The sequence below is a fragment of the Shimia sp. NS0008-38b genome, assembly GCF_040370365.1.
In the GTDB taxonomy this organism is placed as follows: Bacteria; Pseudomonadota; Alphaproteobacteria; order Rhodobacterales; family Rhodobacteraceae; genus Shimia.
In genome coordinates, this window is record NZ_BAABWQ010000005.1 from 23,915 (window position 1) to 37,512 (window position 13,598).

13 protein-coding genes are annotated in these 13,598 nt (G+C 54.5%); 10 read left to right on the forward strand and 3 right to left on the reverse strand.

The window, feature by feature from the left end; translation table 11 throughout:
• Positions 1-596: 596 nt before the first annotated feature.
• Complete coding sequence (locus ABWV47_RS20565) at positions 597-989, reverse strand: winged helix-turn-helix transcriptional regulator (RefSeq protein WP_353315278.1); 393 nt, start codon at positions 987-989, stop codon at positions 597-599.
• 119 nt (positions 990-1,108) lie between these two features.
• Here ABWV47_RS20565 and ABWV47_RS20570 point away from each other — a divergent pair, with 119 nt between their 5' ends.
• Both ABWV47_RS20570 and ABWV47_RS20575 read left to right on the forward strand, forming a co-directional pair.
• Complete coding sequence (locus ABWV47_RS20570; RefSeq protein WP_353315279.1) at positions 1,109-1,972, forward strand: SDR family oxidoreductase; 864 nt, start codon at positions 1,109-1,111, stop codon at positions 1,970-1,972.
• 76 nt (positions 1,973-2,048) lie between these two features.
• On the forward strand, positions 2,049-2,720 hold the full coding sequence (locus tag ABWV47_RS20575; protein ID WP_353315281.1) for an NAD(P)-dependent oxidoreductase: 672 nt from the start codon (positions 2,049-2,051) through the stop codon (positions 2,718-2,720).
• Between the two features lie 229 nt (positions 2,721-2,949).
• On the opposite strand, the gene ABWV47_RS20580 is transcribed toward ABWV47_RS20575, so the two are convergent.
• Entirely contained in the window at positions 2,950-3,873 is a 924-nt protein-coding gene (locus ABWV47_RS20580) for a LysR family transcriptional regulator (RefSeq protein ID WP_353315282.1), read from the reverse strand.
• 104 nt (positions 3,874-3,977) lie between these two features.
• On the opposite strand from ABWV47_RS20580, the gene ABWV47_RS20585 reads away from it, so the two are divergent.
• Together ABWV47_RS20585 and ABWV47_RS20590 are read left to right on the forward strand one after the other, a co-directional pair.
• Positions 3,978-4,859 carry a pirin family protein gene (locus ABWV47_RS20585; RefSeq protein ID WP_353315283.1) on the forward strand — a complete coding sequence of 294 codons (882 nt, stop codon included), beginning with the start codon at positions 3,978-3,980 and terminating at the stop codon, positions 4,857-4,859.
• Positions 4,860-4,928: 69 nt separating this feature from the next.
• Positions 4,929-6,011, forward strand: a complete 1,083-nt coding sequence (locus ABWV47_RS20590) for an NAD(P)/FAD-dependent oxidoreductase (RefSeq protein WP_353315285.1) — start codon at positions 4,929-4,931, stop codon at positions 6,009-6,011.
• Positions 6,012-6,561: 550 nt separating this feature from the next.
• Here ABWV47_RS20590 and ABWV47_RS20595 read toward each other — a convergent pair.
• Complete coding sequence (locus tag ABWV47_RS20595) at positions 6,562-7,419, reverse strand: helix-turn-helix domain-containing protein (RefSeq protein WP_353315286.1); 858 nt, start codon at positions 7,417-7,419, stop codon at positions 6,562-6,564.
• 213 nt (positions 7,420-7,632) lie between these two features.
• Between ABWV47_RS20595 and ABWV47_RS20600 the strand changes: the two genes are divergently transcribed.
• From ABWV47_RS20600 to ABWV47_RS20625, 6 genes are all read left to right on the forward strand, one after another.
• Positions 7,633-8,841, forward strand: a complete 1,209-nt coding sequence (locus tag ABWV47_RS20600; protein ID WP_353315287.1) for an amino acid ABC transporter substrate-binding protein — start codon at positions 7,633-7,635, stop codon at positions 8,839-8,841.
• Between the two features lie 80 nt (positions 8,842-8,921).
• Positions 8,922-9,785, forward strand: a complete 864-nt coding sequence (locus ABWV47_RS20605) for a branched-chain amino acid ABC transporter permease (RefSeq protein ID WP_353315289.1) — start codon at positions 8,922-8,924, stop codon at positions 9,783-9,785.
• 2 nt (positions 9,786-9,787) lie between these two features.
• Complete coding sequence (locus tag ABWV47_RS20610; RefSeq protein ID WP_353315290.1) at positions 9,788-10,702, forward strand: branched-chain amino acid ABC transporter permease; 915 nt, start codon at positions 9,788-9,790, stop codon at positions 10,700-10,702.
• Complete coding sequence (locus tag ABWV47_RS20615) at positions 10,699-11,427, forward strand: ABC transporter ATP-binding protein (RefSeq protein ID WP_353315291.1); 729 nt, start codon at positions 10,699-10,701, stop codon at positions 11,425-11,427. Before ABWV47_RS20610 ends, ABWV47_RS20615 begins: the two co-directional genes overlap by 4 nt.
• Positions 11,420-12,130, forward strand: a complete 711-nt coding sequence (locus ABWV47_RS20620; RefSeq protein ID WP_353315292.1) for an ABC transporter ATP-binding protein — start codon at positions 11,420-11,422, stop codon at positions 12,128-12,130. The genes ABWV47_RS20615 and ABWV47_RS20620 overlap by 8 nt, the downstream gene beginning before the upstream one ends.
• Positions 12,131-12,142: 12 nt before the next feature.
• Positions 12,143-13,594 carry an aldehyde dehydrogenase gene (locus tag ABWV47_RS20625; RefSeq protein WP_353315293.1) on the forward strand — a complete coding sequence of 484 codons (1,452 nt, stop codon included), beginning with the start codon at positions 12,143-12,145 and terminating at the stop codon, positions 13,592-13,594.
• Positions 13,595-13,598 lie beyond the last annotated feature (4 nt).

Below are 13,598 nucleotides of genomic sequence, written 5' to 3' on the forward strand. Positions count from 1 at the left end.
TGCAGCAGCGTCGGTGGTTTTCTCCAACGATGGAATTGATCAATCGGATCTCCCGGCTGCGGCTGTGGTGAGGCAAACTTTGCAAATTTCGCTTCCTGCGCGTTGCCGCGCTTGGAGCGAATTGTTTCGCAGCGTCGAGGCCCGCTCGAATTTCTCAAAAACTATATGGAGATTGTGACTGGTAGCGAATGTTCGAAATATTTGGCAACAAGGGACAAGGAATTTCGAACCTTCTTCTATATTGGTGCGTGGCGTCAACAGAGCCTCTGTCCATTTGGTCGGTGAGACCGGTAAATGGGGCCCAGATGCAATGCCTATGGTGTGATTGGGGAGCAGGCTGAAGCACAATACGTCCACGACGTCGCGAAGCGCCTACTACATCTGACCTGTTTTCCATAGGCCTGAAATCAACTCAGACACTCGGGAATGATATGATGCCGCCATCTTAGGATGAATATGGATCAGACCTGGTCACAGATGCGTGCGAATGCTGGGCCTTGAGGGCTTCACGCCGCTTAACGAGGGTGCAAATCTGTATCGCATTAGGTTGCTTTGCTGACATTGCGTGTCTACACGATGATGCGCCCGGCACCGTGTCACTTATGCTTGTCAAAGCTTGTGCGAGAACTTTTGATCTGGTCGTGCTGCGTCATAGCCCATTCGATCATGTGGCCCAGCGGCGCCAAGAAGGATTTGCCCAGATCGGATAGGCTATAGGTGACACTAGGCGGCTTGGTGTCAAACACTTGCCGTATAACCAGCCCGTCCCGTTCTAGATCGCGAAGCGACTGGGTCAGCATACGTTTTGAAATATCCGGAATCGCGCGCGCGAGCGCGTTGAACCGCGTGGGTTTCGCTTCGAGCTCCAGTAGGATCAGACTTGTCCATTTGGACGAAACGTGTCCAAGCACAGTTCGAACGGGGCAGTTCGTGGCGTCAAAACCTTCGGTTTGCATTTTTTCCAGTTGGGCGCGTCCTTGTCCTGTCATCGAAGTTACCTCCATGTAACCTGGGCACAAAATCATGCCTCCTTTACGGGATAATTCCTAGTCTCTATCTGAGACCAATAAGCGAATTGAAACCAAGAATGAACCCTAAAGGAAACGCAATGGCAAAACTTCTGATCACTGGAGCATCTGGCCAACTGGGCAGGCAAGCTATCGAAGTCCTCGCCCAAAAGACAGACAAGTCAGACATTATCGCCATGGTACGGAGTGATGCACAAGCGGCTGTATTGGCGCGAACGGGTATAACCACCCGTTACGGCGACTACAATGATCCTGCAAGTCTGGCACAGGCGTTTGCGGGGATCGACAGGTTGCTGCTTGTGTCTGGCTCTGACATGGAAAACCGAGTGACCCACCATAAAGTGGCCATTGCAGAGGCAAAGACTGCGGGAGTCAAACATATCGTCTATACATCGCTGTTGAAGGCAGGCGACAGCCCAATGCCGTTGGCCGCTGACCATAAGGCAACTGAGGAGTTCATCGCGGAAAGTGGCTTGTCCGCTACCATCTTACGCAATGGTTGGTACAGCGAGAATATGCTGATGGGGCTAGAACAAGACCTGTCCATGCGCCAGCATTTCGGTGCCGCTGCAGATGGAAAATTCTCCTTCGCTTCACGTGGTGACCTGGCCGAAGCTGCCGCGATTACGCTTTTGGGAGGTTACGACGGGCAGACGCTGGAACTGGCCGGGGACGAGGCGCTGACAATGGCCGAATACACCGCGATCCTGTCTGATATCGCTGGCAAACCGGTGGCCTATGTGGATATGCCACAGCAGGCTTATCAAGACGCACTGGTTGGCGCGGGCCTGCCCGAGGTGTTCGCATCTTTCCTCGCCGCAACGGATGCTTTCGCCGCGCAAGGGGCGTTGCACGACGATAGCGCAACTCTGTCACGGATACTCGGCCGTCCGACAACACAAATGGCAACGGTTTTGAAAACTGCGCTGGCGACGCAAAGCTAGAGGTGGCAGTGGGGCTGCCCGATGCTGGCCGGGCTTGCCTCAGCTTCAAAATCAGATGCAAAGAAGGACTATCAATATGACTAAAAAAAAGGTTTTGGTACTCGGCGGCACAGGTCGCACAGGATCCCATGTGATTGATAAGGCGCTGGACGCGGGGCACGTGGTCCACGTACTTGCACGTCGGCCCGAAGCGGTTGCGAAAAAACACGACATGTTGAAGGTGTTCAAAGGTACACCGGAAAATGCAGACGAACTGGATGCGGCCATTGCGGGCTGCGACGCGGTGATCGCCACGATGAACAACGCACGCGCGTCGGACTCTCCTTTCGCAAGGATCGTGAACTCTCCGACCCTGTTGACCGACATCTTCGGCAATGTAGTTGCCGCAATGAATGAGCATGGCATTCGCCGCGTTGTTCAACTTGGAGCAACTGGAGCAGGCGACAGTTTTGAGGCGGCTCCTTGGATTTTCCGGCAATTCATCAAACGCACCAATCTTGGGGTTGCTTATAGCGATCATGAAGGGGTGGAAGCCGTTTTGGTCGCCTCGGGCCTAGACTGGACAGTGGGCCGTGCTGTGGGACTAGGCAAAAAGACCGGAGCGGTTACCGAAAGCTATGTGGTGGCTGGAAAGTCTGCGCCCAAGCCATCCATGCAAATCGCTCGTGAAAGCGTTGCCGAATGGCTGGTCGCAGCACTGGATCGCAGTGATCTGTACGGTAAGACACCCACGATTTCCGTAATCTGAAACGGCCGTTCAACCACACATGTTTCACTGGAAGCTCGTTTGATCGTTGGTTGCGCTCCGATCCAATTGTCGAGAGGCGGAACGAAGCTGACCTTGCCGTTAAGGTTGCCGATCGAATAGAGAAGCTCGGCGAGAGCTCCGCCTGTCGACCCAGAAACAAAATATTGATCATTGGTTTGTCGAAAGTCATTGCCGATAGGCAACACTTCATTCGCGGCCTGATGTCTAGTCATGTCGCTTGTCGAGAGTGCTTTTCAAGCGATACGGGTGTTGCTCCGAATGCGTCCCAGATTGAGGAACCTACCGGCCCAGTTATCAGCTTGGGTTGGCGGAAGACAAAAATCTCTATGTCAAAGCTTAGATGGGTATCGGTCAACCTGATTTCCTGCAACGTGCCCTGTGCCAATTCTTCGGCAATCAAGTGCTCTGGAAGGCGGCCCCACCCAAGACCGGTCACAAGTAACTGTTTCTTCATGTGCAAATCGCTTACGTACCATCGCCGTTGCCCCTTTTGCACGCCCAGTTCGCGGTCAAATAACCCGCTGCCCTGACCGCTGTCCCTTGCGATGACCTGATGGAATCTCCGAAGGTCGGCCAGTGTGCGCGGCGCGCCCATCGTGTCGATAAGCATTGGCGCCGCGACGTTGTGCATGACCGACTTATCGACTGGTATATATTCGAAACCTTCCTCCTCGAGCATCACCTGAAGCGCGGGAGCCACTGCAAAGGCGGCGGCCCCCGTTTGCACGGCTTCAATCGCACCCGACAGAAGCTCGGCCTGCAAGATAATGCGCGTTTCGGGAAAGCGTAATTGGATGCTGGCCAAAACGGGCGTAAGGACATCCGGATCAGAGGCCGCGTCGATGGCGATGGTGATCTGTTCTTCCTGTCCTTTCTCGAAGTGCATGATCAGCTCAGTCAGGTCTTCGGCCTCTGATAGAACCCTCAGGGATTGTAGATAAACTCGTTTGCCAACTGGCGTGAGCTCAAGCCGATAACCGGAGCGGTCGAACAATTTGGTGCCGGTCTGGAACTCTAGCGCCTTCAAAGCTTGGCTAATCGCCGGCTGGGTCCGGTTCAGGGTTTCGGCGGCCAATTTGACCGTTCCCGTTTCGACCACGGCGCGTAACACCTTCAGATGATCCAGTTTCATTGGGGGTCCAAATTATAAGGCTTTCTTATATAGATCCGAAAAAAACATAATTATCAATTCATCCTCTGAAAATCTACATCTCGATCAGCAAAAGGAGAAATCCGATGAAACAGGTGACTTCACAACACGACGTCCAGCCCGAGAAAGTTGGCTCCATAACTATCGGTCGTGCGTTGCCCAATGCGGCGGCGAAATTTGTGGGGCCGATTATGATGTTGGATCACTTACCACGACGGGTCATCGCTCCAGGCGAAATCCCCGAGCCTGATGGCTCATTCGCGCACCCTCACCGGGGCATTGCAACGTTTAGCTATGTTCTTGAGGGCGGGCTTGTCCACGCTGATAGCACTGGTGGGTATGGCACAATCAGCGCTGGAGGGGTGCAATGGATGAAGGCCGGGAACGGTATCGTGCATGACGAGATGCTGCCTGCCGACCTTCGCAAGAATGGCGGCACAACGCATTGCTTCCAGTTCTGGATCAACTTGCCCGCCAAGAACAAGGCAGAACCTGCGGCGTACATGCCTGCCCCGACCGAAGATTTGCCCGTTGCGGCATTGCCGAGCGGACAGGCTAGCCTCAAGGCCCTCCTGGGCACGTACGAAGGCAACAGATCGCCAATCCCGACCTATGCGAACGAATTCATCTGGCATGTCCGCATTGAACCAATGGGATCGGCACGGGTGGACCTGCCTAGGGGATTGCACGCAGCAGGGTTTTTACCCGGGCAAGGCGCGATTGTGGGGGGCACGGGAGTCGCCGCGCAACGATTGTTCTTCTTGGATGAAGACGGAGCCGAGGTCGAAATCGTCAACGCAAGTGCTGACCCACTTGACGTTCTATTGTTCGGTGGCGAGCCGATTTTAGAACCGGTCGCTAGCCGTGGCCCTTTTGTGATGAACACCGAGGCCGAACTGAACGACGCCTTCCGCGAATTCCGCGAAGGCAAATATGGCCAGATCACCTATCCCCCAGAGGTCGCCTGACCACCGGCATCTCCGCCTGCCTCGTTGTCGGACCATTCGACCAATGCCACTCATAAAGGATCACTTATCATGTCCAAACGCATCGCCATCATCGGAGGCGGCTACCTTGGGGCCGAACTGGCAAAATCGCTAGACGATACCGCCGACATTACCCTGATCGAGCAGCGCAGCCATTTCGTACACACGCCCTCAATGATCCGTGCCCTTGTGGATCCGACTCTGATCGATCGTTCCTTAATCCCCTATGACAAGCTGCTGAAAAACGGCCAAGTCATTAGCGCCCGTGCGACAGGTATCGACGAAGGTGTCGTTTCGCTGGACAACGGCACGCGGGTCGAAGCGGATTACATTGTGGTGGCAACCGGGTCATCCAATGCGACGCCGTTCAAACCTGTCGGCAACGATATCGAAGGGTTGAGGCAGGCCAACCGGCAGATTCACGACCAACTGATGGCGGCGCGCTCTATTTGTATCGTCGGCGCGGGCGCCGTTGGCACGGAGCTTGCTGGCGAAATTGCCCATGCCATGCCAGACAAGAAGATCACGCTGATTTCGGATACGGACCGTCTGTTTCCGACCATGCCCGACAAGCTGGGTAACGAGCTGGCCAAGAAACTGCGCGATGCTGGCGTGACGCTTCACCTTGGAAATAGGGCCGAGAACTTGCAAAGTATGACCGAACCGTACGCAGGCAGCCTGAAACTTTCGGACGGATCGGAACACGAGTTCGATCTGATTTTGCCCGTTCTCGGCTCTCGTGCCAGTTCCGAACTGCTGGAGAATCTGCCGGGAGCTGCTAGAAGTACTGCAAACCGGATCAAAGTCGACGACTGGCTGCGCCCTTCGTCCCTGAGCAACGTATTCGCCGCAGGCGACGTGGCCGATTCTGGCGACGGCATGACCATTGTTGCAATCAGCCGCCAATTGCCATGGCTTTCGGCAATGCTGAAGGGGCTGGTTGCAGGCAAGGAGCTTGGACATACAAAGCCCTACAAACCTTGGGGGCCAAAGGCACCGATCCTCGTGCCGCTTGGTCCTAAGCGCGGTAATTCATTCATGAGCCTGTTCACCGCAGGTGATTTCCTGACGAGAAAAATGAAGGGCGAAGGCCTTTTTATAACGAAATACAACAAGCTGCTGAACCGGTCCTAAGTGGCTGTAGCCGGAGAGATGCAACTCAAGTGATCTGGTTTCGATGTGGAAGAGGTTGCTTGGGTCTCTCTATCCTTCCCACTGCCATGAGGTGCGATGAATGCAAAATATGCGAACGCCAACGCGAACCGCATCGGCCTTTTCGATGACAACCAATCAAGCTGACTTCAATAGATGAGCTTTAGGCGCCCCATTTTTTAGGACGCATTGAAGGGCAAACAGATGCGAGCATGCTTATTCGGTCCAAAGTCGAGGGGCTGTTTTCTCGCATCCCTTGCGATTGTAGTGCCTCTGCAGCGAAAGCCCATTTTCCACTCGTTTTGATGATCAATGTCGAATGGCTATATGCTCAAGCCATCTAAAGAGCAGCTGATGCGCCACGTCGCTCAAAGGCACGGGCTCGGCAATCATCAGGCTAAATCCCTGCAAAGCTTCAAACTGCAGTAACTTAGATAAAATCTTTCGGTTTTTCTCGTTTGTCAGCCGTCATGGTGAGGCAAGCAACTATCCGAGTTGCGTGCCAACTTTCACGGGGCTACGCCGGTCGGGCCTATGGCCATTCAGCAAAGGAAACCTCTTTTGTGCGGGTGCGATACAGTGGGGTGTAGGTGCGACGGAATTGCGCTGGCGCAAGATTCTCGTGACGGCGGAAAAACCGCGTAAAATAAGCGGCGTCACTGAACCCGAGCTTATATCCGACCTCAGCCACTTGCAGATTGGTTGTCACCAAAAGTGTCTTTGCCTCTTCCATCAAACGTCGTTGCATATGTTGATGAGGAGGTATGCCGATCGCGCGGCGTACTGTCTCATTCAGGCGATCGCGTGTAACGCCGATGCGGTGGGCGTATTCAGCGACGGTCCAATGGTTCTGCAAGTGCAATTCCACAAGGTTGAGAAAACTATCCGAGATCCGGTGCGGCTGCGGTGCAATCGCTTCAAGCGGAGGCGCAGAGGCGCGCCAAATTTCGATCAGCAGCAGTGAAATGCAATGGTGTAAGACAGCGTCAGTGCCCGGCGCCAAAACCCGCAATTCGGTTTCAATCTTATCGAATAGCGCGACAAAGGACTGAATCACCTGCGCCGTCACATCGGCTTGGAAAATCCGACGGCTTACGATTTGACGCACATGGGCGGAGATCAAATCCGTCGGTAGTGCGCGACCAAGGGCGCGTTCCGGCATGCGGATCATAACCCCGGCGGACCCGGCTGCGAGAGTTATTCGAGTGGGCCAGCCTGACGGTGACCAGATCAAACAGGGGCCGGCAACATCACGTTCTATTTCGTCCGAAAAAAAAGTTCCGCGGCCCTCTTCCAAAAGGACAAAAATCGCCCGCCCGCCTGACGTCGCAAATTCGGTTCTGGTGAGTGCGCTTTTGATGCGCTCTGCCTGAATGGTTTGACGTTCCAAAGCTAATGGTTTCCTTTACGACCTAATGCGGGCGTCAAAAGTACCATTATAACCTCAAAATGTCTATTATCTTGAAGGTCACTCCCGCCTACGTTCTTTCTATCCCCGCTTTGGGAACTGCGTGGGATCGGGGCGGCAGGTCAAACTGACCTAGAAGTCCTGTGAAAACTTGGGAGGAATGAAATGAGAAATTTGTTTTCTGAAGGGGGCCTCATGACGCGCCGCCTGGCAACTTGTGCAATTGCAGCGCTTTCAATAGCAGTTGCGACGAATGGAGTTGCCGCACAGGATCGCGAGAAGGTGACCGTTGGATATGCAATATCCAAATCGGGCCCAAACGCGGGTGGCGCGGATATGACGGTCACGCCCAACTATGAGCTATGGGTCAAAGAGGTAAATGCCGCTGGTGGATTGAAAATGCCTGATGGCAGTCAGTTGCCGATCGAAGTTATCGCTTATGATGATCGATCTTCAGCAGAAGAAGTCGTCCGCGCGGTCGAGCGTTTGGCGTCACAAGACAAGGTCGATATTATTCTTCCACCTTGGGGTACCGGCTTCAACCTTGCGGTTGCACCGATGATGGCCAAGTTCGGCTATCCTCATTTGGCTGGAGCGGCTGTTACGGACAAAGCATCGGATTTTGTTAAGCGTTGGGATACCAGTTTCTGGTTCATGGGCGGCAGCGAAGACTATGTATCCGCATTGACAGAAATTCTTGTGGCCGAGCGTGAGGCGGGGCGGATTAACAACAAAATCGCAATGATCTCTGTCGCTGATGGCTTTGGCATTGATTTGGTAAAAGCGGCGCGGCCCAGCTTTGAAGCCGCAGGTTTCGATGTTGCGTATGACAAGAGCTTTCCGCCAGCAACATCTGATTTTGCCACTATTTTGAACGAGGCAGGCAACGCCGAGGCAGACACTTTTGTGGCCTTTACATATCCTCCGCACACCTTTGCATTGACCAAACAGGCCAAAATCGCGAGCTACAGCCCACCGGTCTTTTACCTTGGTGTTGGCGCGGCATTCCCTGTCTATCCAAAAATTGCAGATGGATCTGTTGAAGGCATCATGAGCCTCGGCGGTGTTGATCCGAACAATGAGCTCAACAATGCTTACCGCGCAAAACACGAAGAACTGGTTGGCCGTGGTGCGGACTACTGGGGTTCGGTTTTGATCTATGCGTCACTTCAGATGTTGGAGCAAACCATTGAACGCGTCGGCCTTGATAAAGCGGCGATTGCCAAAGAGCTGTCCAGCGGTACGTTTTCCACCGTGCTGGGCGCAGAAACGCGTCTTGAAGACAACCAGTTGCGTGCGATCAACTGGGTCGGTCAATGGCAAGACGGCAAGTTTGTGGCCGTATCATCTGCAGGTGGCGAAGGCACGCAGCAGGTCAAACTGCCTAAGCCTGGTTGGGAATAAGCCCTACAAACCTCATAGAAGCAGGAGCGCGGCGGAGCCATCCGCCGCCTCTGTGCACACAGAACAAGATCGGACTTTCCATGCTTGAACACGTCGTCAACGGGCTTGTGCTCGGCGGCACCTATGCGCTTGTCGCGATGGGGCTCACCATTCAATACGGCATTGCGCGCATTATGAACCTCGGGTTCGGGGATATGATAATTGCTGCCTGTTTTGCCACCTATGTTCTCTTTACGACCTTTGCGATCAGTCCACTTCTCGCGCTGTTGATCCTTGTGCCTGTCGGATACCTCGTGAGCGATGTGATGTATCGGGTTCTGATGAAACCGTTGGTGTCACGTGCGCCGGATGAAGGTGCGCTTGAAGTTGACAGCATCCTTGTGACCTTCGGGTTGCTGTTTGTTATCCAAGGCGTGCTTTTGGCGCTCTTTGGTGGCGGCTATGCGAGCTACAGTTTTCTCAATACGCCGGTTCATATTTTTGGCACCGTGGTCGCTGGTAACCGCTTGCTTGCGCTTGTTCTGAGTTTGGCGATTGGTGGGGCGATGGTGGTGATCTTGTTCCGCACACGCTGGGGTATGATTTTGCGTGCGGTGGCGCTGGCCCCCAACAGCGCGCCCTTGTTTGGCATCGATACAAACCGAGCAGCACGCATGGCTTTCGCCATCGGTGGCGCGATGGCAGCCACAGGTGGTGTGGTCCTTTCAATGTTCCAGACATTCACCGCGACTGCTGGTGTTGTTTTTACGATGAAGGCATTGATCGTCGTCATTCTTGGCGGCAAAGGCAGTGTGCCTGGGGCCATCGCGGCGGGGCTGTTGCTTGGGCTCGTCGAAACCTTTGTTGCCGCTTATGTCGACCCCGGTCTCACTCTTGCCGCTGTTTACGCGGTGTTTCTAGCGTTGCTCCTTGTGCGGCCCAACGGCTTGTTCGGAAAGGCATGAACATGAAAGCTCTACATGGTTTCGCACTTGCTGCAGTCGCGATTGCTATACTGGCCTGCGTGCCGCTACTGATTTCAGACTATTGGACTGGCGTCCTTCTGGGCATGACTGGCTACGTTACTTTGGCTACGGCTTGGGCGCTGTTCTCTGGACCAACACGCTATGTTTCACTGGCGACAGTGGCGTTTTTCGGCGTCGGCGCCTACACAGTCGCAGTGCTGAGCGAAGTGATGCCTTATCCTTTGGTCCTGCTAAGTGCGGGTGCCATCGGCATGATCATGGCCTTGATCGTCGGTCTATCAACGCTGCGCCTTGCCGGGGTCTACTTTGTGATTTTTACCTTTGGCTTGGCCGAGCTCGTGCGCCAAACAGTCAGCTGGTGGGAGGTCAACGTTACCTACACCATGGGCCGCTATATCTTTTTGCCCTTTGAAGGGCGTCACATCTATTGGCAGCTTCTCGCGCTTGCGGTTTTCACTTTTCTGATATCATGGGCAATCGGACGGTCACGCCTTGGTTTGGCGCTCAAGGCGCTGGGCGATGACGAAACCGTCGCGGCCCATGCAGGTGTCGATGTGACCCGCATCAAGCTGCTGCTTTTTGTGATCTCTTCAACGATCATTACTCTTGTCGGTGCAATTCAGGCCCCACGCTGGACTTACATTGAACCGTCTATTGTCTTCAATCCTACGGTCAGTTTCATGACGCTGATTATGGCGCTTTTGGGCGGTGCGATGCGGCTTTGGGGGCCTTTGGTTGGCGCTGTGCCATTGTTTTTACTGTTTGAGTGGCTATCGGTCAGCTTCCCTGATCACTTCTCGATCATTCTAGGTCTGCTGTTCATCCTCATCGTTTTCGTGATGCCCAATGGGGTTTTGGCCAAGATCGAAGACCTGCGAACAGGAGGCCGCACATGAGCAAGCCGCTTGAAATTACGAACCTGTATAAACGTTTTGGCGGGCTGATCGCGGTCAACGATGTGTCTTTCAAATTGCAACCCGGAGAGGTGGTAGGCCTTTTGGGGCCAAACGGATCTGGTAAAACCACCGTGCTGAACATGATCTCGGGAGCACTGCCTTGCGATGGGGGTTCTGTGCGCATTGGCAGCACGGATATCACCAAGATGAAGCCGCACAGAGTCGCAAAAAATGGGGTTGCGCGCACCTTCCAACTCGTCCGTCCACTTCCGACTTTGAGTGTTGCTGAGAACGTGCAACTCTCGCTGGCCTTTGGGAAAAAACGGCATTGGGGGCGCGAGGCCCGCACGCTTGCGGAAGAGAAACTCGCATTTGTCGGCTTGGAGGGTCGCGGCGACGAGCGCGTTGGCAATCTAACTTATATCGACCAGAAGCGGATGGAAATGGCACGTGCACTGGCGTCTGAGCCTGAGTTGCTGCTGTTGGATGAGTGGCTTGCGGGGCTCAATCCTTCCGAACTGCGCATCGGCATCGATCTTGTAAAAAACCTGCAAGGGCAAGGCATGACCGTCTTGCTGGTCGAACACATCATGGAGGCCGTGCGTGCGCTTTGTTCTCGGTGTGTTGTGATGAGTGCGGGTGAAAAAATCGCGGAGGGGCCATCTGCTGAGGTGTTACGGGAACCTGCCGTTATCAAGGCTTATCTGGGAGACGATCATGCTTGAGCTAAAGAACGTGACCGTCCGGTATGGCAAACACCTTGCAGTAAATTCAGTCAACTTTTCAGTCGCGAAGGGCGAGGTCGTCGTCGTTCTGGGGGCCAATGGCGCTGGTAAGTCATCTATGCTGAAGGCAATTGCTGGCATGGTTCCGACCGCTGAAGGTGCTGTCGCGCTGGACGGTGATCAGATAACCGGTGTACCAGCCCACAAAGTGACCAATCTCGGCATCGCCCTTGTGCCTGAAGGGCGCGGTATCGTGGGACGGATGACTGTGGAGGAAAATCTGCGGCTTGGTGCGACGCCTCCCCGCGCCCGAGTCTCCGAAGGCGATACACTCGCACAGGTCTTTGACATCTTTCCGAGACTTGGCGAGCGACAACAGCAATTCGTGCACACGATGTCCGGAGGTGAACAACAGATGGTCGCCGTCGGTCGTGCGATGATGTCTAAACCTGATTTCTTGCTACTGGACGAGCCAAGCCTTGGTCTCGCGCCCATCGTAGTCAGCGAAATGTTCAAGGCGCTGGCGCAAGTGCGCAAGACCGGTGTGGGCCTTTTGATTGTCGAACAAAACGTCAAAATCAGCCTGCGCCACGCGGACCGAGGTTATTTGCTTGAAGCTGGTCGGATCACCGGCTCAGGCACTTCAGATGAATTATTGAATGATACAGCTGTCAGACAGGCCTTTCTGGGTGGCGACCTGTAAATGGAGGAAAATATGAAAGTTTTGGATTTATTGATCGAAGGTGAAAAGGTTCAGGCCGAAAATGCTCGGACTTTCACACGCAACAATCCTCTCACTGGAGGCATCGCCACCGAAGCCGCCGCCGCGACTGTTGCGGATGCAAACCGCGCAGCCAATGCAGCGGCGCGCGCTTTTCCGGAATGGTCGAACACAGGCCCGTCAGAACGGCGACGCCTATTACTGGCAGCCGCAGACAATCTCGAGGCCTGCTCAGAAGAAATCTCCCGCGCCATGGCTGATGAATTGGGGGCCACGGCCGCTTGGGCTGGGTTCAACGTCTCGTTGGGCGCTGGAATGCTGCGCGAAGCGGCATCGATGACCACGATGATCAAAGGCGAGGTTATTCCTTCGAACAAGCCGGGCTCTTTGGCGATGGCGATCCGCCAGCCTGCAGGTGTCGTACTTGCAATGGCCCCATGGAATGCGCCGGTTATTCTGGGCGTCCGTTCTATCGCTATGCCGCTGGCTTGCGGCAATACGGTGGTGATGAAATCCTCAGAGCTTTCGCCGCGCACACACGCTCTGGTCGTCGAAGCCATACAGGATGCGGGTTTTCCCAAGGGCGTGCTCAACGTTCTGTCCAACGCACCAGACAACGCAAACGAGATTGTCGAGACTTTGATCGCCCATTCGGCTGTGCGCCGGGTCAATTTTACCGGATCGACACGGGTGGGACGGATCATCGCTAAGTTGGCGGCAGAACACCTCAAACCTTCGCTGTTAGAGCTGGGCGGCAAGGCCCCAATGGTCGTTTTGGACGATGCCGACATTGATGCTGCTGTCGCAGCAGCTGCTTTTGGGGCCTATATGAACCAAGGTCAGATTTGCATGTCGACGGAGCGTCTTGTTGTGATGGATGCTGTTGCAGATGCTTTTGTCGAAAAATTGACCGCTAAGGTCCGCAGCCTGACCGTTGGCGACCCACGGAACGGTAACACGCCTCTTGGCTGTGTTGTGGATACAGGGGCTGTTTCTCGGATCATGGGATTGGTGCGTGATGCCGAAGAGAAAGGTGCAAAGATAATGGCGGGCGGTTTTGCAGACGGCGTTCTTATGGAGGCGACGTTGATCGACCATGTCACACCGTCGATGCGCATTTACACTGAGGAAAGCTTTGGCCCGACCGCTTCGGTGGTCCGTGTGGCAAGCGTGGACGAGGCCGTACGCGTCGCCAATGATACCGAATATGGGCTGTCCGTGAGCATCTTTGGCCGTGATACGGTGCGCGCTATGTCTATTGCTAAAAGGATCGAAAGCGGCATTTGCCACATAAACGGGCCGACAGTGCATGACGAAGCGCAAATGCCCTTTGGTGGCGTCAAGGACTCTGGTTACGGACGGTTCGGCGGTATGGCCGCAATCGACGAATTCACCACTCTGCGCTGGATTACCATTCAAGATGGCAATTCCCAATATCCGATCTAAGGAA